Here is a 17240-nt window from a genome sequence, read left to right as displayed (position 1 = left end):
GCGGAGCAAGGTACCCCGTCGGCGTGAGCGCGCCCTGAAAAAAGCGGCTCACAACCAACGCGAACAACAAAAACCGCAAACGGAAACATGGGCTACATGTGATCCACAGACTTGGGCAACGCGTAGAACGTCGGATGCCGATACACCTTGTCCTCCGCCGGATCGAAGTACATGTCCTTCTCCCCCGGATCGCTCGCCACGATTTGCTCGGACCGCACCACCCAGATGCTGCTGCCCTCCTGACGGCGCGTGTACACGTCACGCGCCATCTGAATCGCCATCTTCGAATCCGCCGCATGCAGACTGCCGCAATGCTTGTGGTCCAGCCCCGCCTTGCTGCGAACGAACACCTCCCACAGCGGCCACTCCTGCTTGATGTCTTGGGTCTCGGTGCTCATGCTGCTTCCTTCAGAGGTTGTTTGTTGGCGTGGGCCATTGCGGCCTCGCGGACCCATGCGCCGTCTTCCCATGCGTCCACACGGGCCTGCAGACGCTCGCGGTTGCAGGGGCCGTCACCGCCGATCACGCGCCAGAACTCGCTCCAGTCGATCGTGCCGAAGTCATGCGCCTGGCGCTCTTCGTTCCACTTCAGGTCGGGGTCGGGCAAGGTCACGCCCAGAATCGCGGCCTGCTCCACCGCGGCGTCGATGAACTTCTGGCGCAGCTCGTCGTTGCTGAAACGCTTGATGCCCCAGCGCATCGACTGCGCACTGTTGGGCGACTGGTCGTCCGGCGGGCCGAACATCATGATCGAGGGCCACCACCAACGGTTCACCGCGTCCTGCACCATCGCCTTCTGCGCGGCGGTGCCGTGGGTCATCATGGTCAGCAGGGCCTCGTAGCCCTGGCGCTGGTGAAAGCTCTCCTCGCGGCAGATGCGGATCATGGCGCGCGCATACGGTGCGTAAGAGCAACGGCAGATCGGCACCTGGTTCATGATGGCCGCGCCGTCCACCAGCCAGCCGATGGTGCCCATGTCGGCCCAGCTCAGCGTGGGGTAGTTGAAGATCGAGCTGTACTTGGCCTTGCCGCTGTGCAGCGCGTCGAACATCTGGTCGCGCGAGGTGCCCAGCGTTTCGGCGGCGGCGTACAGGTAGAGGCCGTGGCCGCCCTCGTCCTGCACCTTGGCCAGCAGGATGGCCTTGCGTTTCAACGTGGGTGCGCGGCTGATCCAGTTGCCCTCAGGCAGCATGCCGACAATTTCGGAGTGCGCATGCTGGCTGATCTGCCGCACCAGCGTCTTGCGGTAATGCTCTGGCATCCAGTCTTTCGCCTCGATGAAATCGCCCGCGTCGATGTGGGCGTCGAAGCGTTCTTCGAGCTGCATTTCCGTGGCCGAACGCACGGCTTTCTGCTTGCCGTCGCCTGCGTCCTTGCCCATGGTGTCCATGGCCTGGGTGTACATGTGCGTGTCCTTTGTCGGTGGGGTGTTGGGGGAGGGCGGTTCAGCGCGGGCGCGTGTCGATCACGCGGCGTGCCTTGCCTGTCTGGGTGCGTTCCATCTCGTTGGGCGCATGCACCACCACGCGCGTGGAGATGCCGATGAGGGTCTTCACGCGGTGCTGCACCCAGTCGCCGATGGCGGCGCGGTCGGCCGACGCGGCGTCGCCGGGGTTGAGCTCGCAGTGCACCTCGACCTGGTCGAGCTTGTCGGCGCGGCTCACGTGCACCTGATACAGGCCCGACAGCGCCTGGTGCGCGAGCACGATCTCTTCCACCTGCGTGGGAAACACGTTCACGCCGCGGATGATCATCATGTCGTCGCTGCGCCCGACGATCTTGCCCATGCGGCGGAACGCGCGCGAGGTGGGTGGCAGCAGGCGCGTGAGGTCGCGCGTTCGGTAGCGCACGATGGGCATCGCTTGCTTGCTGAGCGAGGTGAAGACCAGTTCGCCTTCTTCGCCGTCGGCCTTCAGCTCGCCGGTTTCGGGGTCGATGATCTCGGGGTAGAAGTGGTCTTCCCAGATGACGGGGCCGTCCTTGCTCTCTACGCATTCGCTGGCCACGCCGGGGCCCATCACTTCGCTCAGGCCGTAGATGTCGACCGCGTCCAGGCCGGCCTTGGCCTCGATGTCGCGGCGCATGGCCTCGGTCCATGGCTCGGCGCCGAAGATGCCGATCTGCAGCGAGCTGTCCTTGGCGTTGAGGCCCTGGCGCTCGAACTGCTCGATGATCACCTGCATGTAGCTGGGCGTGACCATGATGATGTTGGGCTTGAAGTCCTGAATCAGCTGCACCTGCTTTTCGGTCTGTCCGCCCGACATGGGAATGACGGTGCAGCCCGCGCGCTCGGCGCCGTAGTGCGCGCCCAGTCCGCCGGTGAACAGGCCGTAGCCGTAGGACACATGAATCATGTCGCCCGGCCGCCCGCCCGCCGCGCGGATGGAGCGCGCCACCAGGTCGGCCCAGGTGTCGATGTCCTGCAGGGTGTAGCCGACCACGGTGGGCTTGCCGGTGGTGCCTGAGGACGCATGGATGCGCGCGACCTTTTCGCGCGGCACGGCGAACATGCCGAAGGGGTAGTTGTCGCGCAGGTCGCTCTTCACGGTGAACGGAAACTTCGACAGGTCGGCCAGCGACTTGAGGTCGTGGGGCTGCACGCCCTTGGCGTCGAAGGCTTTGCGGTAGTGCGCGACGTTGTCGTAGGCGTGTTGCAGGGTGGCGCGCAGGCGGGTGAGTTGCAGCGCGGTAATTTCGTCGCGGCTGGCGGTCTCGATGGGGTCGAGGTCGCCGGGGGCGGGGTGTTTGACGGTCATGTCTTCGTTCTCCTCAGGCGGCATCGGTGGCAACGGCGGGGCGGCCTTTGGCCGTGTAGGAGCGCCCGCGGAACATGGCGATGCGCTCGCCGCGCTGGTTGGTGATTTCGGTGTCGTACACGCCGGTGCGCCCGGCCTTGGAAACTTCATGGCAGCGCGCGGTGAGCAGGTCGCCTTCGCGCGCGGGGGCGATGAAGTCGATGGAAAAGCCCGAGGCCACGGTCAGCTCGTTGTAGGAGTTGCAGGCAAAGGCAAAGGTCGAATCCGCGAGCGTGGCCATGAACCCGCCGTGGCAGGTGGCGTGGCCGTTGAGCATGTCGCGTCGAACCTGCATCTGGAGCGTGGCCTGGCCGGGGGCGACCTCGACGATGCGCATGCCCAGGCCCTTGGTGGCGTTGTCGTTGGCGAGCATGCCGTCACGGACGTACTCGGCCGTTTGTTGAGGGGTGCGGGGGGCTTCGGTCATGTCTTGCTGTTCAGTTGTTCTTTGGAGTGGTGCGGTGTTTCGGGGCGCTGTTTTTCAGGGCGCTGCTGTTCAGGGCGCGTGCACAGGCCGCCGGGTACTCCCCTCCGCGAATGTCCCCCGGGGCTTCGCGCTACCGCCTCTCCTCCTTTGTTTCGCTGCGGGGAGCACCCGACGCCCTGTGCACCAGGGCACGCTCTGGGTGCTCGCCGGTCAACCCCGGCTCTGATGACGCTCGCGCCGATGGGGTGCCTTGCGCAGCGAAATAAAGGAGGAGCGAAGCGGGGGACATTCGCGGAGCAAGGCACCCCGTCGGCGCGGGCGCGCCCTGAACAGCAACGCTCACAAGACACACCGCAACAAGCAACCAAGAGCCGAGTCATCTCACCGGTCCTTGAACACAGGCGCACGCTTCGCACGAAAGGCTTCGACACCTTCGCGGTAGTCGTCCGCATTGCCCATGACGCGCTGCACCCGGGCTTCTTCGTCGAGCGCCGTTTGAAGGTCCATGCCCTGTGCATCGGCCATGGCCTGGCGCGTGGCGACCAAGGCTCGGGTCGGCATGCCGGACAGCTTCAGTGCGAGCGCAGCCGCGGTATCGGAAAGCGCCGCGTCGTCCACGCACTGCCAGATCAAACCGATGCGCGCCGCTTCTTCCGCCGGCAACTTGTCGCCCAGCATCGCAATGCCCAACGCGCGCGCCGAACCCACCAGCCGTGGCAACAACCAGGTGCCGCCGGTGTCAGGCACCAGACCGATCCTGGTGAAGGCCTGAATGAAGCTGGCCGAACGGCCGGCCACCACCAGGTCGCAACACAACGCCAGGTTGGCACCGGCACCGGCCGCGACACCATTTACCGCTGCGACCACGGGCACCGGCATCGAACGCAGACGCGCGACCAACGGGGCGTAGTAAGTGGAGATGACATGGCCCAGGTCCTTGGGCGCATCACCGGGCGTGGGGTCGGGGGCGACCGAAGGGTCTGCCAGGTCCTGACCGGCGCAGAAGGCGCGGCCCGCGCCGGTGAGCACCACGCAGCGCACGCCTTCGTCCGTTGCCGCCGCCTCCAGCGCCGCCATCAGCTCGGCGTGCAGTTCCGTGGTGAAACTGTTCAGCGCCGCAGGGCGGTTGAGGCTCAGCGTGCGCACCGCGCCGGCATTGCTGATGAGAACCAAAGGCTCGGTCATGGCGTGTCTCTTTCATCCTTCGTGGGGGCCGGCCGCTGTGCAAACACTATTGACCGACCGTTCGGTTGATTTTATGATCGACCTCGATGTCGGCACAAGCGGTGGGGATTCAGGGCAAACCCTAGGGCTGGGCCTGAACGGCAAGGAAAGCCGCAAAGAGAACCGCGAAAAAGCCAATGAAGAAAACCAAGGAGACCGAATGCCCAGCTATGCCATCGACGGCGTGATTCCCGTTGTTCACCCGAGTGCTTACGTGCATCCCACGGCGGTGCTGATCGGCGATGTCATCGTCGGCCCGCATTGCTATGTAGGCCCCTGTGCCAGCCTGCGTGGCGACTTCGGGCGCATCGTGCTGGAGGAGGGCGCCAATGTGCAGGACCACTGCTGCATTCATGGCTTTCCCGAAAACGACACGGTGGTGGAGGTCAACGGCCACATCGGGCACGGCGCCATCCTGCACAGCTGCATCGTGCGGCGCGACGCGCTGGTGGGCATGAACGCGGTGGTGATGGACGAGGCCGAGATCGGCGAGAAGGCGATCGTGGCGGCCTGCGCCTTTGTACCGGCCGGCATGAAGGTGCCGCCGCGCTCGCTGGTGGCGGGCATTCCAGCGAAGGTGAAGCGCGAGCTGACCGACGACGAGATCGCCTGGAAGCTAGAAGGCACGCAGACCTACCAGGCGCTCACGGTGCGCAGCCTGGCCAGCCTGCACGAGGTGGCGCCGCTCGCGCAGGTGGAGGCCGACCGGCCGCGCCTGCCGCAGGCGGACGTGCGCTCGCTCATCGCGACCAAGCGAGGCGGCGCAGGCGCGGCGAGCTGAGCGGGCTGAACACGACAGCGCTTCGTGCAAGATCGCCCGTTGCCTTCAACCTTCCAACCAGGAAACACACCCGATGCCGCGTGGAAGATCCGCCAGTTACGACGACCAGCGTGAACTGATCCTTGCGCAGGCCGCGCAGCTGTTCGCGCGCAGCGGCTACCCCGCCACGTCCATGAACCAGGTGGCCGAGGCCTGCGGGCTATCGAAGGCAACGCTCTATCACTACTACAAGGACAAGAGCAGCCTGCTGATCAGCATCGCCGAGACGCACGTGTCCAAGCTGGCGGCGCTGGTGGCCGAAGAAGAGGCTTCCACGCACACCGACGAGCAGCGGCTGCGCCGCTTCATCTACCGCATCGTGGAGGAGTACGCCGGCGCGCAGGACGCGCACCGCGTGCTGACCGACGACGTGCGCTTTCTGGAAGAGGCCGACCGCGAGCGCGTGCTCGACAAGGAGCGCGAGGTGGTCGCGGGCTTTGCGCGCGCCGTGTCGGCGCTGCGCCCCGGCGCGCCCAGCGACGACCTTGCCAAGCCGCTGACCATGCTGCTGTTCGGCATGATCAACTGGATGTTCACCTGGATGAAGCCCAACGGCCGGCTCGACCACGCGGCCATTGCGCCGATCGTGGCCGACCTGTTTCTGGGGGGCATCGGGGCGGTGAAGATGCCAGAGGTCACGAAGACAAAGACCGCCGCGCCGCGCTCAGCGCAGGCGCGCAAGGCCACTACAAAATCCGGTTGAACCACAGCAGCGACAGCCCCGCCGACAGCAGTGTGAGCACCGCCGCGCCCAGCGCGAACAGCGCGGAAATTTCGGTTTCCTTCTTCTCCACGGTGAGCTTGGAGCTGAGCGTGTTGTAGACCTTCTTCAGGTCGTCGGCGGTGCCGGCGTAGAAGTACTCGGCGCTGGTCTTGTTGGCGATGGCCTTGAGCGTGTCTTCGTCCAGCCGCACGCGCATCGACCACCCCTCGAAGCCGATGGTTTCGCCGTCGACCGTGCCCACGCCCACCGTGTAGATGCGCACGCCGCGGTCGGCGGCGGCCTTGGCGGCGTCCAGCGGGTCGACACCGGTGGTGCGCTGGCCGTCGGTCAGCATGATGATGGCGGCCGAGGTGAAGGAGCCGGGCGCCACGGGCGTGAAGTCCTTGAGCTTTTTCTCCGACGAGTCGATGGCCGCGCCGCGCTGGCGGCTGGGCGCGCTGAACTGCTCCACGTCCAGGCCCGCGTCGGGGAACAGCGTGGCCAGCGACACCACGATGGCATTGCCCGTGGCGGTGGCGCGCTGCAGCTGAAAGCTGTCGATGGCGGTCACCAGGTCTTCATGGTTGGTGGTCGGCAGCTGCGCCACCTGCGCGCTGCCCGCGAAGGCGACGATGCCCACCTTCACACTGCGCGGCAGGTCCTTGATGAAGCTCTTGGCCGCTTCCTGCGCGGCCACCAGCCGGTTGGGCAGCACGTCGGCCGCACGCATGCTGCCCGACACGTCCATCGCCAGAATGATGGTCTGCTGATTGGACGGCAGCACCACCACGGCCATGGGCCGCGCCGCGGCGATCAGCATCGCGGCCATGGCAAAGAGAAACAGCAACGGCGGAAGGTGCCGCCGCAGGCTCTGCCCCGGGCCCATCGCCTCGCGCACGATCGACAGGCTGGCGTAGCGCACCGACATCTTCTTCTTGCGGCGTATCAACCAGAGGTAGAGCAGCACCAGCAGCGGCAAGGCCGCCAGCAGCCAGAGGAATTCAGGCCAGAGAAAGTTCATGCTGCCACTGCCTTCGCGCCTGCGGAGCCGATGCGCGTGCGGCGCTTGCGCAGATCGGCAAAACGAACGATGGCCTCGACCAGGTCGTCGCTGGTCGAGAGCTCCAGCGCATCGACGCCGGCCTTGGCCAGCGTGGCGCGCAATGCGCTCTCGCGCTCGGACGCCAGGCGCGCGAAGCGCTTGCGAAAACCGCTGTCGTGGGTGTCGACCCAAAGCTGCTCGCCGGTCTCGGCGTCGCTCAGAGGCACCAGGCCCAGGTCGGGCAGCTCCAGCTCCAGCGGGTCGAACAGGCGCACCGCAATCACTTCATGGCGTTGCACCAGCTGCCCCAGCGGCTTTTCCCAGCCGGGCTCGCTCAGAAAGTCGGACACCACGAACACGGTGGAGCGCCGCGGCATCAGGTTGGCGGCGGACTTGAGCAGTTCGTCCAGCCGGGTCATGCCCTTCTGCGTGGGCGCGGCCTCGGCCTTGTCGGCGCGCCTTTCCATTGCATGCAGCAGGTGCAGTACGTGGCGGCGTCCGCTGCGCGGCGGAATCACCGCCTCCAGGTCGTTGCCGTACACCAGCGCGCCCACCCGGTTGCCGTGTCGCGTGAGCAGGCGCGCCAGCACGCCGACGAAGCCGGCCGAAATCTCGCGCTTGGCCTTCAGGCCCGAGCCGAAGTCGACCGAGCGGCTCAGGTCCAGCACGAACCAGGCGGCCATTTCGCGGTCTTCTGTGAACACGCGCACATAGGGCGTCTGCAGCCGGGCGGTGACGTTCCAGTCGATGTGGCGCACGTCGTCGTGGTGCTGGTATTCACGCAGGTCGGCCAGGTCGAGGCCGGCGCCGCGCATCAGCGTGCGGTAGTCGCCCTGCAGCAGGCCGTCGAGGCGGCGGATGACGGTCCATTCGAGCCGGCGCAGCGCGCGTTCGGTACCACCGGCCACGGCCGCTTCGGCGGCAAGCCGTTCGTCGTTGGCGGCCGCGGGGGCCTTACGCCACCAGCTTTTCATGTTCAAGAGGCTTGGGAGGGGCAGGCACCGCACGCATGATCTTGTCGATCAGGCCGTCGGGCGTCAGGCCTTCGGACAGCCCTTCGTACGACAGCGTCACGCGGTGGCGCAGCACGTCGGGCACCAGCGCGGTCATGTCTTCGGGCAGTGCATAGCTGCGCCCGCGCAGCATGGCCAGGGCGCGCGCGCCTTCTGTCAGGCTGATGCTCGCGCGCGGGCTGGCGCCGAAGGTGATGAAGCGGCGCAGGTCTTTCAGACCGTGCTTTTCGGGCGTGCGCGTGGCCGACACCAGCTTCACCGCGTACTGGATGAGCGAAGGGTCGACGTACACGCGCCGGGCTTCGGCCTGCAGGGCGGCAAGCTGCTCGGTGGTGGCGACCGCCGAGGCCTCGACCGGCGGGCCGATCACGCGCTGCACGATGACGAATTCTTCTTCGTCGCTCGGGTAGTCGACCAGCACCTTCATCATGAAGCGGTCGACCTGCGCCTCGGGCAGCGGGTAGGTGCCTTCGGTCTCGATGGGGTTCTGCGTGGCCATCACGAGAAAGGGGCGCGGCACCTTGTGCGTTTCGCCGGCAATGGTGACCTGGCGCTCCTGCATCACTTCGAGCAGCGCGCTCTGCACCTTGGCCGGCGCGCGGTTGATTTCGTCGGCCAGCAGCAGGTTGGCGAACACCGGGCCCAGCGAGGTGCTGAACTCGCCCGTCTTCTGGTTGTAGATGCGCGTGCCCACCAGGTCGGCCGGCACCAGGTCGGGCGTGAACTGAATGCGCTTGAAGTGGCCGCGCACGGTGTCGGCCAGCGTCTTGATGGTGAGGGTCTTCGCCAGGCCCGGCACGCCTTCCACCAGCAGGTGGCCGCCCGCGAGCATGGCGACCATCACGCGTTCCAGAAAGCGGTCTTGCCCCACCACCACGCGCTTGACCTCGTAGAGGATCTGCTCCATCAGTTCGGCGGTGCCGGCGGGCGTGACAGGCGTGGCTGGCATGTGGGGCGGTGCGTTCTCTGTGCTCATGCGATGGGCTTTCGGAGAGGGAAAGAAAGAATCAGAACGGCGGCGATCCTGCGGCGGCGGCCGCGTTCTCGATGGGCACCGCGAACGCGATGCCGATGAAGGTGCGCTGCTGCGTCGGGTTCAGGATGGCGGTGACGATACCCAGCACCTCGCCGTCCATGTTGATCAGCGGTCCGCCCGAATTGCCGGGGTTGGCCGCGGCGTCGAACTGGATCAGGTTGCCCAGCTCCTGCTTGCCCTCGGGCGAGCGAAAGGAGCGCTTCAGTCCCGACACCACACCGGCCGACACCGAAGGCCCGATGCCGAACGGAAAGCCCACCGCGGCCACCTGGTCGCCGGGGCGCAGGTCGGCGGTGGAGCGCATGGTGGCGGGAATCAGGTCGTCGGGCACCTTCTGCGCCTGCAGCACCGCGAGGTCGTTCTCGGGCTGCACGCTGGTGACGGTGGCGATGGCTTCCAGGCCGTCGAAGAAGGTGACCCTGATCTTGTCGGCGCCCGCCACCACATGCAGGTTGGTGAGGATCAAGCCCTTGTCGACGATCACCACGCCGGTGCCCACGCCGCGCTCCACTTCACCGGTGGGGCCGCCGTCGTTGGGGGCCTCGGGCGGCTTGCCCTTGGCGAGGTTGCGACCGCGCTTCTGGGTCCTGGCCTCGGGCGTGTTCTTTTCTTCACCGTAGCTCACCACGCGCACCACCGAAGGCCGAATGATGTCTGCCGCCTTGGCCGCGGGCGAGGGCAGGGTGTTGGTCTGCAGCGTGCGCAGCACGGCCGCGTCGATGTCTTTCTGGGTGAGGGCCTTGGCGCCTGGGCGTGGTGCCCAGAGGGCGCCACCGACCAGCGCGGCCGACAGCAGCACGAGCAATGCGAAGCTGCGGCGCCCGGGTTGCCAGCCGGGCTTTTTCAAGGGCCCCTTGCGTGGATCGAATGACTGGAGTGGCGCGAGCTGCATGGCGTTGCCTGCTCTGCCCGCGGGGGCCGAAGCTGGCGCATGCGCCTGCGCCTGATCGGCCGCATCCGCTGCGGCCGGTGGCGGCGTGCGGGGCGAACGGCTGTAGAAAGCGGGCCTGCGCATCGGAGCACCTCCGGCAAAGAGAATATCTATCGCGTGAAGGAGTTCACGGTAGCACGCTTTCCTTGGCGGCGCATCCCATCGGGCATCATCGCGCGATGGCTACCTTCGTCGATACCCACTGCCACCTGGACGCGCCCGAATTCGGTGCCGAGATGCCCGTCATAAGGGCCCGCGCCGCCGAGCGAGGCGTGGCGATGTGCGTCATTCCCGCGGTGGCCGTGTTCAATTTTTCGACCGTGCGCGAGCTGGCCCATGCGCAAGGCGATGCCTATGCGCTGGGCATTCATCCGCTGTGCACCGGCAAAGCGAAAGACGAAGACGTCGATGTGCTCGACGCCGAACTGACCGCGCGACGCGACGATCCGCGCCTGGTGGCGGTCGGCGAGATCGGGCTCGACTACTTCGTGCAGGGGCTCGATGGCCCGAAGCAGGAGCGCTTTTTTCACACTCAGTTGCAACTGGCACGCAAGCACGGGTTACCCGTGCTCATTCATGTGCGGCGCTCGGTCGACAAGGTGCTCAAGCACCTGCGCCAGACCGCGGGTGGCCAGCCATGGCAGGGCATTGCCCATGCCTTCAACGGCAGCGAGCAGCAGGCGCGGGCCTGCATCGCGCTGGGGCTGAAGCTGGGCTTTGGCGGCGCCGTGACCTTCGAGCGTGCCCTGCAGCTGCGGCGCCTGGCCACCACTTTGCCGCTCGAAGCCATCGTGATGGAGACCGACGCGCCCGACATCCAGCCGCACTGGCTCTACCGCACGCAGGCCGAGCGCGAGGCCGGCCAGCCGCAGGGCCGCAACTATCCCGGCGAGCTGCCGCGCATCGCCGATGTGGTGGCCGGGCTGCGGGGCATCGGCAGCGCGGAACTGGCTGTCGCCACCACCCGCAATGCGCTGGAAACACTGCCGCGGCTGAAAAACCTGATGCCCTTGTCGGCAGGCTTGCCTGAGCCGGCGTAGGCCAATGTCCCGACCTGCAACCGAGTGTGCGGATGCCTTGGATTTGCTGTCATCCTTTCAGCCCGGAAGTTCGTTGCTTAGACCAGTGGCAAGTCAGTCACTTCAAAATTTCATCCAAACAGGAGCCTTTACATGACCACCTCTTTCATTCGCACCGTGCCCGTCGTTCTTGCCATGGCCCTTGCTTCCATCGGCGTGTCGGCTGTGGCGCAGACCACCGCACCCGCCACGGCAGCCCCCATGTCGGCCGAGCCCACCACCGGTGAAAAGATGAAGGAAGCCGGCAGCAACGCTGTCGACGCCACCAAGCGCACGACCAAGAAGGCCGTGAACGCCACCGAAAACGGCGCTGAAAAGGCATGGGACGCCACCAAGCGCACCACCAAGAAGGCCGCCAACGCCACCGAAAACGGCAGCAAGAAGGCCTGGAAGGCCACGAAGCGCACCACCAAGAAGGCCACCACCGCCACCAAGAACGCCGCCGTGAAGACCGGTGACGCTGTCGAGAACACCGGCCACAAGGCCGCTGACGGCATGCGCAGCACCGGCGCCGCCATCGGTGAAAAGATCCCCGGCACCGCCGAGAACGCAGCCGCCAAGAAGCAATAAGCTTGCTTCGGCCCTCGTGAAAGAACCCGCTTCGGCGGGTTTTTTCATGGGGGTGCGAAAGTGGCACGATGCTGCCCATGACTCCCCCCGCAGTGCCCGTTATCGCGCCCCCTGCCGTGCTCACCGGCCTCGCGCCCATCGTCTCGCCAAACACGGCCGTGCTCATTCTCGGCAGCTTCCCCGGTGTCAGGTCGCTCGAACGGCAGCAGTACTATGCACACCCCCAAAACCAGTTCTGGAAGATCCTGCAAGCCGTGTGGCCCGACATTCCCCAGCCCTCGGGCCCCGACAGCTACCCGGCGCGCTGCCAATGGCTGCTCGACCGCGGCCTGGGCGTTTGGGACGTGTACGGCGCCTGCGAGCGCGAGGGCAGCCTCGACTCGGCCATTCGCTCGCCCATGGTGAACGACATTGCCGGCCTGCACCTGCCCAGGCTGGCCGCCATCGCGCACAACGGCGGGGAGAGCTTCAAGCACGCCCGCCACACCCGCACCCTGGGGGTGCCGGTTCATTCGCTGCCATCCACCAGCCCCGCCAACGCGTCGTGGAGCTTCGAGCGCAAGCTCGCGGCCTGGCGCAAGGTTCTAGTCGCCCACTCACTCCTCTGATGGCATCGAGCAAAACACCCGCCCAAACCCTGGTCCTTCCCGAAGTCAATTTCTCTGACTGGGGCGACATTCGCTACCTGCACCTGGGCACCGAATGGGTCCAGGGCTCGATGAAGATCGACGCGCCTTTCGAGATCGAGCTGGAGTACGTGCAACGCATGATGGCCTGGCTGCTGTTTGCCGACGGCAAGACCGTGGCCAGCCGCCACGCCATGCAACTGGGCCTGGGCGCGGCCACGCTCACCAAGTTCAGCCGCAAGATCTTGCGCATGCGCACCACCGCCGTCGAGCTCAACCCCCAGGTGGTGGCGGCCTGCCGCGGCTGGTTCAAGCTGCCCGCCGACGACCCGAAGCTGCGCGTGGTGATTGCCGACGCGGCCGCTGAAATCCGCAAGCCCGAGTGGCACGAAACGGTCGATGCGTTGCAGGTCGACCTGTACGACCACGAGGCCGCCGCACCCGTGCTCGACAGTGAAGACTTCTATGCCGACTGCCGTGCGCTGCTCACCGAAGACGGCTGCATGACGGTCAACCTGTTCGGCCGCTCGTCGAGCTACGAACGCAGCCTGGAGAAAATTGCCGCCGTGTTCGGTGCCAATGCCGTATGGGCCTTCAAGCCGACGCGCGAAGGCAACACCGTGGTGCTTGCGCAGCGCACCGCCAGCCGGCCCAAGCGCGAGCTGCTGGCCGAGCGCGCACAGACCATTCAGACGCGCTGGAACCTGCCCGCGCCCAAGTGGTTGCGCGTGTTCAAGCCGATGCAGGTTTCGTTGTGAAACCGCCCCCTTCAGGCGCCAGCGCGAGCTGAACGACACGCGGCGGGCTTGCCGAGTGCGCGCAAACCATCCAGACTCGCCGGACTCAAGCCGCACGCGCGCGCACATCCCTGTCGCCACGGTGGCCAAGCCCTGATTTTCTTAATTCTTTCCGGTTCATGAGCGCTGTTCCTGTTGCTTCCGTTTCCACTTCCGCCGCACCCGGTGCGGCGCCGCGCCATGAAGGGCCGCTGGAGCTGCGCCGTCTGATCGAGTGGCTCGCCACCGACGGCGTGATCTCCCCGGCCGAAGCCAAGCGCACCATCGCGCGTTGCGCGCAGGCCGAGAGCCGGCAGGCTCCGCTGGTGCGCCTGGCCAACGTGGCCATGACGCGCGAGAGCGACAGCAAGCCGCTCGACTTGGAAATGCTCACGCAATGGCTCGCGGGCCGCGCCGGCCTCACGTACCTGCGCATCGACCCCTTGAAGGTCGATGTGGGCAAGGTGGCCGACACCATGAGCGCCGGCTATGCCGAGCGGCACAAGGTGCTGCCGGTGCAGGTGCTGCCGCACGAGGTGGTGGTGGCCACGGCCGAGCCCTTTCTCACCGACTGGATCTCCGAGGTCGAGCGCCAGTCGAAGCGCACGGTGCGCCGCGTGGTGGCCAACCCGGCGGACATCCAGCGCTACACGGCCGAGTTCTTTGCGCTCGCGAAGTCGGTGCGCGCGGCGCAGAAGGCCGGCGGCAACACCGGTGGCGCGAGCTTCGAGCAGCTGGTGGAACTGGGCAAGAGCAACAAGCAGCTCGACGCCAACGACCAGAGCGTGGTGCAGGTGGTCGACTGGCTGTGGCAATACGCCTTCGACCAGCGTGCCAGCGACATCCACCTGGAGCCGCGCCGCGAGCAGGGCGTGATCCGCTTTCGCATCGACGGCATCCTGCATCCGGCCTACCAGATGCCCATGGGCGTGATGAACGCCATGGTGGCGCGCATCAAGCTGCTGGGCCGCATGGACGTGGTGGAAAAGCGCCGCCCGCTGGACGGCCGCATCAAGACCCGCAACATGCGCGGCGAAGAAGTCGAAATGCGCCTGTCGACCTTGCCCACGGCCTTCGGCGAGAAGATGGTCATGCGCATCTTCGACCCCGACACCGCCGTGAAAGACCTCGACGCGCTGGGCTTCGCGCAGCACGACGCGCAGCGCTGGGAGCAGCTGGTGACGCGGCCCAACGGCATCATTCTGGTGACCGGGCCCACGGGCTCGGGCAAGACCACCACGCTGTACTCCACGCTGAAGCGCGTGGCGACCGAAGAGGTCAACGTGAGCACGGTGGAAGACCCGATCGAAATGATCGAGCCCTCGTTCAACCAGACGCAGGTGCAGCCGCAGCTGGACTTTGGTTTTACCGAGGGCCTGCGCGCGCTCATGCGCCAGGACCCGGACATCATCATGGTCGGCGAAATTCGCGACCTGGCCACGGCCGAGATGGCGGTGCAGGCCGCGCTCACGGGCCACCTGGTGTTCAGCACGCTGCACACCAACGACGCGCCCAGCGCCATCACGCGGCTGATGGAACTGGGCGTGCCGTCGTACCTCATCAATGCCGTGATGCTGGGCGTGCTCGCGCAGCGGCTGGTGCGCACGCTGTGCCCCAACTGCAAGCAGCCCGACGACAGCATCACCCGCGAAAAGCTCGAGACCCTCGTCAAGCCCTGGCAGATCACCGGCTCTGTGCGCGCCTACAAGCCGGTGGGCTGTGTCGACTGCCGCATGACCGGCTACATGGGCCGCATGGGGCTGTACGAGCTGCTGAGCATCAGCGAGGCGTTCAAGGGCAACGTGACCAAGGAGCCCAACCTGTCGGGCCTGCGCCGCCAGGCCGTGATCGACGGCATGCGCCCGCTGCGGCTGGCCGGCGCGCTGCGCGTGGCCGAAGGCGTGACGACCATCGAGGAAGTGCTGAGCGCGACGCCGCCGCTGGAATAATGCCCGTCCCCGGCGCACCAGGCCTTTGAGTCCTTTCGGGTTATCCCTAGGCCTTTGGTTAGTGGAATCCACATCCAGCTGACCGGAAGCTGACTCGACAATCCCGCATCGAAATTGTTCGAGGAGACTGTTCGTGAAGATCAAAAGTCAGAAAGACTTTTTCTCGGGTCTGATGTTCACGGTGGTGGGTGTGGCGTTTGCATGGGGCGCCACCACCTACACCGTGGGCTCGGGTGCCCGAATGGGTCCGGGTTATTTCCCGTTGATGCTCGGCATCCTGATGGCCGTCATCGGCCTCGGGATCATGTTCACCGGCTTGACCGTTGAAACCACCGATGGGGAAAAAATCGGCAGGTGGGCCTGGAAGCAGGTCGTTTTCATCCTGGGCGCCAATCTCGCGTTCGGCGTCCTGCTCGGCGGCCTGCCTAGCCTGGGTGTGCCGGCGATGGGAATGATCATCGCCATCTACGCGCTGACGATCATCTCGAGCCTTGCGGGCACCGAGTTCGACCTGAAGAAGGTCATCGCGCTCGCAACCGTTCTGGCCGTGGGCAGCTATGTGGCCTTCATCTGGGCACTGAAGCTCCAGATTCAGGTCTGGCCGACCTTCATCACTGGCTGAGAAGAAAGCTGCTCACATCATGGAATTGGTTGAACACCTCTCAATGGGTTTTGGCGTTGCCTTTACCTTCACCAACCTGCTGTACTGCCTGGTCGGTTGCATTCTGGGCACGCTGATTGGCGTGCTGCCGGGCATTGGCCCGGTCGCGACCATCGCGATGCTGCTCCCCGCCACGTACGCGCTGCCACCCGTGTCGGCGCTCATCATGCTGGCCGGCATCTACTACGGCGCCCAGTACGGCGGCTCCACCACCGCCATTCTGGTCAACCTGCCGGGCGAGTCTTCGTCGGTGGTGACCGTGATCGACGGTTACCAGATGGCACGCAAGGGCCGCGCGGGTCCGGCACTCGCTGCGGCCGGCCTGGGCTCGTTCTTTGCCGGTTGCGTGGGCACGCTCATCTTGGCTGCCTTCGCACCGCCGCTGACCGAGCTGGCCTTCAAGTTCGGCCCTGCCGAGTACTTCTCGCTGATGATCCTGGGCCTGATCGGCGCCGTGGTTCTGGCGTCGGGCTCGCTGCTCAAGGCCATCGCGATGATCGTGCTGGGCCTGCTGCTGGGCCTGGTGGGCACCGACGTCAACTCTGGCGTGGCGCGCTACAGCTTCGACATTCCCGAGCTGACCGACGGCATCGGCTTCGTTGCCATCGCCATGGGCGTGTTCGGGTACGGCGAAATCATTGCCAACCTTTCGCGGCCTGACGACGAACGCGAAGTGTTCACCGCCAAGGTGTCGGGTCTGTTCCCGACCAAGGAAGACTTCAAGCGCATGGTGCCTGCCATTCTGCGTGGCACGGCATTGGGTTCGGCGCTGGGCATCCTGCCTGGTGGCGGTGCGCTGCTGGCGGCTTTTGCGGCCTACACGATCGAGAAGAAGACCAAGCTGAAGCCGGGCGAAGTGCCCTTCGGCAAGGGCAACATTCGCGGCGTGGCGGCACCCGAGTCGGCCAACAACGCCGGCGCGCAGACCTCCTTCATTCCGCTGCTGACGCTGGGCATTCCGCCCAACGCGGTGATGGCGTTGATGGTGGGCGCGATGACGATCCACAACATCCAGCCGGGTCCGCAGGTGATGACCAGCAACCCGGAGCTGTTCTGGGGCCTGATCGCTTCGATGTGGATCGGCAATGCGATGCTGATCATCCTGAATCTGCCGTTGATCGGCATGTGGATCAAGCTGTTGTCGGTGCCGTACAAGTACCTGTTCCCTGCCATCGTTCTGTTCTGCGCGATTGGCGTGTACTCGACAAACAACAACACCTTCGACATCTGGATGGTGGGCATCTTCGGTCTGGTGGGTTACACCTTCTTCAAGCTTGGTTGCGAACCTGCTCCCTTGCTGCTGGGCTTCATCCTGGGCCCGATGATGGAAGAGAACCTGCGTCGGTCGTTGCTGTTGTCGCGTGGTGACTGGAGCGTTTTCGTGACGCGTCCGATCTCGGCGAGCTTGTTGGCTGCGGCTGCATTGCTGCTGGTCATCGTGCTATTGCCCGCGATCAAGGCCAAGCGCGAGGAAGCCTTCGTCGAGGAGTGATCTTTGCCTTCGGGCCTTGAGTAAGAACGGCGCCTTTGGGCGCCGTTTTTTTTGGGGCTGTTTGGGGTGGGCGGTGGTCGGGGGTGCTTCAGGGCG

Annotated in this window: 18 protein-coding genes; 9 read left to right on the top strand and 9 right to left on the bottom strand. The window is 65.9% G+C overall.

The window, feature by feature from the left end:
* Positions 1-92 precede the first annotated feature (92 nt).
* The 5 genes from paaB to VLK31_RS03130 all read right to left on the bottom strand — a co-directional run bounded on the left by paaB (position 93) and on the right by VLK31_RS03130 (position 4407).
* Positions 93-398: a 1,2-phenylacetyl-CoA epoxidase subunit PaaB gene (gene paaB, locus VLK31_RS03150; RefSeq protein ID WP_409166911.1), complete on the bottom strand. Its 306-nt coding sequence runs from the start codon at positions 396-398 to the stop codon at positions 93-95.
* Entirely contained in the window at positions 395-1405 is a 1011-nt protein-coding gene (gene paaA, locus VLK31_RS03145; RefSeq protein WP_409166910.1) for a 1,2-phenylacetyl-CoA epoxidase subunit PaaA, read from the bottom strand. The genes paaB and paaA overlap by 4 nt, the downstream gene beginning before the upstream one ends.
* 40 nt (positions 1406-1445) lie before the next feature.
* The gene (gene paaK / locus VLK31_RS03140) at positions 1446-2756 is read right to left on the bottom strand and encodes a phenylacetate--CoA ligase PaaK (protein ID WP_409166909.1); all 1311 of its coding nucleotides are present in this window, start codon (positions 2754-2756) and stop codon (positions 1446-1448) included.
* 13 nt (positions 2757-2769) lie between these two features.
* Positions 2770-3222 (bottom strand): hydroxyphenylacetyl-CoA thioesterase PaaI, encoded by a 453-nt coding sequence (paaI, locus tag VLK31_RS03135; RefSeq protein WP_409166908.1) that lies wholly within the window; start codon positions 3220-3222, stop codon positions 2770-2772.
* A 381-nt stretch (positions 3223-3603) separates the two neighbouring features.
* On the bottom strand, positions 3604-4407 hold the full coding sequence (locus tag VLK31_RS03130; RefSeq protein ID WP_409166907.1) for an enoyl-CoA hydratase-related protein: 804 nt from the start codon (positions 4405-4407) through the stop codon (positions 3604-3606).
* Between the two features lie 199 nt (positions 4408-4606).
* Here VLK31_RS03130 and VLK31_RS03125 point away from each other — a divergent pair, with 199 nt between their 5' ends.
* Positions 4607-5227 (top strand): phenylacetic acid degradation protein PaaY, encoded by a 621-nt coding sequence (locus tag VLK31_RS03125; protein WP_409166906.1) that lies wholly within the window; start codon positions 4607-4609, stop codon positions 5225-5227.
* A 73-nt stretch (positions 5228-5300) separates the two neighbouring features.
* Positions 5301-5969 carry a TetR/AcrR family transcriptional regulator gene (locus VLK31_RS03120; protein WP_409166905.1) on the top strand — a complete coding sequence of 223 codons (669 nt, stop codon included), beginning with the start codon at positions 5301-5303 and terminating at the stop codon, positions 5967-5969.
* Here the strand turns inward: VLK31_RS03120 and VLK31_RS03115 are convergent.
* Genes VLK31_RS03115 through VLK31_RS03100 form a run of 4 tightly spaced genes read right to left on the bottom strand, consistent with a single transcriptional unit; the run spans position 5953 to position 10075 of the window.
* A complete protein-coding gene (locus VLK31_RS03115) occupies positions 5953-6990 on the bottom strand; it encodes a VWA domain-containing protein (RefSeq protein WP_409166904.1) in 1038 nt (345 codons plus the stop codon). The two genes, VLK31_RS03120 and VLK31_RS03115, sit on opposite strands and share 17 nt — an antisense overlap.
* Complete coding sequence (locus VLK31_RS03110) at positions 6987-7985, bottom strand: DUF58 domain-containing protein (protein ID WP_409166903.1); 999 nt, start codon at positions 7983-7985, stop codon at positions 6987-6989. Before VLK31_RS03110 ends, VLK31_RS03115 begins: the two co-directional genes overlap by 4 nt.
* Positions 7966-9000 (bottom strand): AAA family ATPase, encoded by a 1035-nt coding sequence (locus tag VLK31_RS03105; RefSeq protein ID WP_409166902.1) that lies wholly within the window; start codon positions 8998-9000, stop codon positions 7966-7968. Before VLK31_RS03105 ends, VLK31_RS03110 begins: the two co-directional genes overlap by 20 nt.
* 31 nt (positions 9001-9031) lie before the next feature.
* On the bottom strand, positions 9032-10075 hold the full coding sequence (locus tag VLK31_RS03100; RefSeq protein WP_409166901.1) for a S1C family serine protease: 1044 nt from the start codon (positions 10073-10075) through the stop codon (positions 9032-9034).
* 95 nt (positions 10076-10170) lie between these two features.
* Between VLK31_RS03100 and VLK31_RS03095 the strand changes: the two genes are divergently transcribed.
* From VLK31_RS03095 to VLK31_RS03065, 7 genes are all read left to right on the top strand, one after another.
* The gene (locus VLK31_RS03095) at positions 10171-11031 is read left to right on the top strand and encodes a TatD family hydrolase (protein ID WP_409166900.1); all 861 of its coding nucleotides are present in this window, start codon (positions 10171-10173) and stop codon (positions 11029-11031) included.
* A 132-nt stretch (positions 11032-11163) separates the two neighbouring features.
* Entirely contained in the window at positions 11164-11640 is a 477-nt protein-coding gene (locus tag VLK31_RS03090) for a hypothetical protein (RefSeq protein WP_409166899.1), read from the top strand.
* 68 nt (positions 11641-11708) lie between these two features.
* Positions 11709-12248: a DNA-deoxyinosine glycosylase gene (locus VLK31_RS03085; RefSeq protein ID WP_409166898.1), complete on the top strand. Its 540-nt coding sequence runs from the start codon at positions 11709-11711 to the stop codon at positions 12246-12248.
* Positions 12248-13024, top strand: a complete 777-nt coding sequence (locus VLK31_RS03080) for a spermidine synthase (RefSeq protein ID WP_409166897.1) — start codon at positions 12248-12250, stop codon at positions 13022-13024. Before VLK31_RS03085 ends, VLK31_RS03080 begins: the two co-directional genes overlap by 1 nt.
* Before the next feature lie 158 nt (positions 13025-13182).
* Positions 13183-14991 carry a GspE/PulE family protein gene (locus VLK31_RS03075; protein ID WP_409166896.1) on the top strand — a complete coding sequence of 603 codons (1809 nt, stop codon included), beginning with the start codon at positions 13183-13185 and terminating at the stop codon, positions 14989-14991.
* Between the two features lie 133 nt (positions 14992-15124).
* Positions 15125-15613, top strand: a complete 489-nt coding sequence (locus VLK31_RS03070) for a tripartite tricarboxylate transporter TctB family protein (RefSeq protein ID WP_409166895.1) — start codon at positions 15125-15127, stop codon at positions 15611-15613.
* Between the two features lie 19 nt (positions 15614-15632).
* Complete coding sequence (locus VLK31_RS03065; protein ID WP_409166894.1) at positions 15633-17144, top strand: tripartite tricarboxylate transporter permease; 1512 nt, start codon at positions 15633-15635, stop codon at positions 17142-17144.
* The last annotated feature ends 96 nt before the right edge of the window (positions 17145-17240 follow it).

Origin of the sequence: Variovorax sp. H27-G14 (assembly GCF_046156345.1) — a bacterium.
In the GTDB taxonomy this organism is placed as follows: Bacteria; Pseudomonadota; Gammaproteobacteria; order Burkholderiales; family Burkholderiaceae_C; genus Variovorax.
Note: the sequence above shows the minus strand (reverse complement) of the source record. Positions and strands in the feature narration are given on the sequence as shown.

Excerpts from the sequence above, each read along its gene's own strand:
- paaB (WP_409166911.1), bottom strand. The coding sequence starts at position 398 with ATGAGCACCGAGACCCAAGACATCAAGCAGGAGTGGCCGCTGTGGGAG.
- paaA (WP_409166910.1), bottom strand. The coding sequence starts at position 1,405 with ATGTACACCCAGGCCATGGACACCATGGGCAAGGACGCAGGCGACGGC.
- paaK (WP_409166909.1), bottom strand. The coding sequence starts at position 2,756 with ATGACCGTCAAACACCCCGCCCCCGGCGACCTCGACCCCATCGAGACC.
- paaI (WP_409166908.1), bottom strand. The coding sequence starts at position 3,222 with ATGACCGAAGCCCCCCGCACCCCTCAACAAACGGCCGAGTACGTCCGT.
- VLK31_RS03130 (WP_409166907.1), bottom strand. The coding sequence starts at position 4,407 with ATGACCGAGCCTTTGGTTCTCATCAGCAATGCCGGCGCGGTGCGCACG.
- VLK31_RS03125 (WP_409166906.1), top strand. The coding sequence starts at position 4,607 with ATGCCCAGCTATGCCATCGACGGCGTGATTCCCGTTGTTCACCCGAGT.
- VLK31_RS03120 (WP_409166905.1), top strand. The coding sequence starts at position 5,301 with ATGCCGCGTGGAAGATCCGCCAGTTACGACGACCAGCGTGAACTGATC.
- VLK31_RS03115 (WP_409166904.1), bottom strand. The coding sequence starts at position 6,990 with ATGAACTTTCTCTGGCCTGAATTCCTCTGGCTGCTGGCGGCCTTGCCG.
- VLK31_RS03110 (WP_409166903.1), bottom strand. The coding sequence starts at position 7,985 with ATGAAAAGCTGGTGGCGTAAGGCCCCCGCGGCCGCCAACGACGAACGG.
- VLK31_RS03105 (WP_409166902.1), bottom strand. The coding sequence starts at position 9,000 with ATGAGCACAGAGAACGCACCGCCCCACATGCCAGCCACGCCTGTCACG.
- VLK31_RS03100 (WP_409166901.1), bottom strand. The coding sequence starts at position 10,075 with ATGCGCAGGCCCGCTTTCTACAGCCGTTCGCCCCGCACGCCGCCACCG.
- VLK31_RS03095 (WP_409166900.1), top strand. The coding sequence starts at position 10,171 with ATGGCTACCTTCGTCGATACCCACTGCCACCTGGACGCGCCCGAATTC.
- VLK31_RS03090 (WP_409166899.1), top strand. The coding sequence starts at position 11,164 with ATGACCACCTCTTTCATTCGCACCGTGCCCGTCGTTCTTGCCATGGCC.
- VLK31_RS03085 (WP_409166898.1), top strand. The coding sequence starts at position 11,709 with ATGCTGCCCATGACTCCCCCCGCAGTGCCCGTTATCGCGCCCCCTGCC.
- VLK31_RS03080 (WP_409166897.1), top strand. The coding sequence starts at position 12,248 with ATGGCATCGAGCAAAACACCCGCCCAAACCCTGGTCCTTCCCGAAGTC.
- VLK31_RS03075 (WP_409166896.1), top strand. The coding sequence starts at position 13,183 with ATGAGCGCTGTTCCTGTTGCTTCCGTTTCCACTTCCGCCGCACCCGGT.
- VLK31_RS03065 (WP_409166894.1), top strand. The coding sequence starts at position 15,633 with ATGGAATTGGTTGAACACCTCTCAATGGGTTTTGGCGTTGCCTTTACC.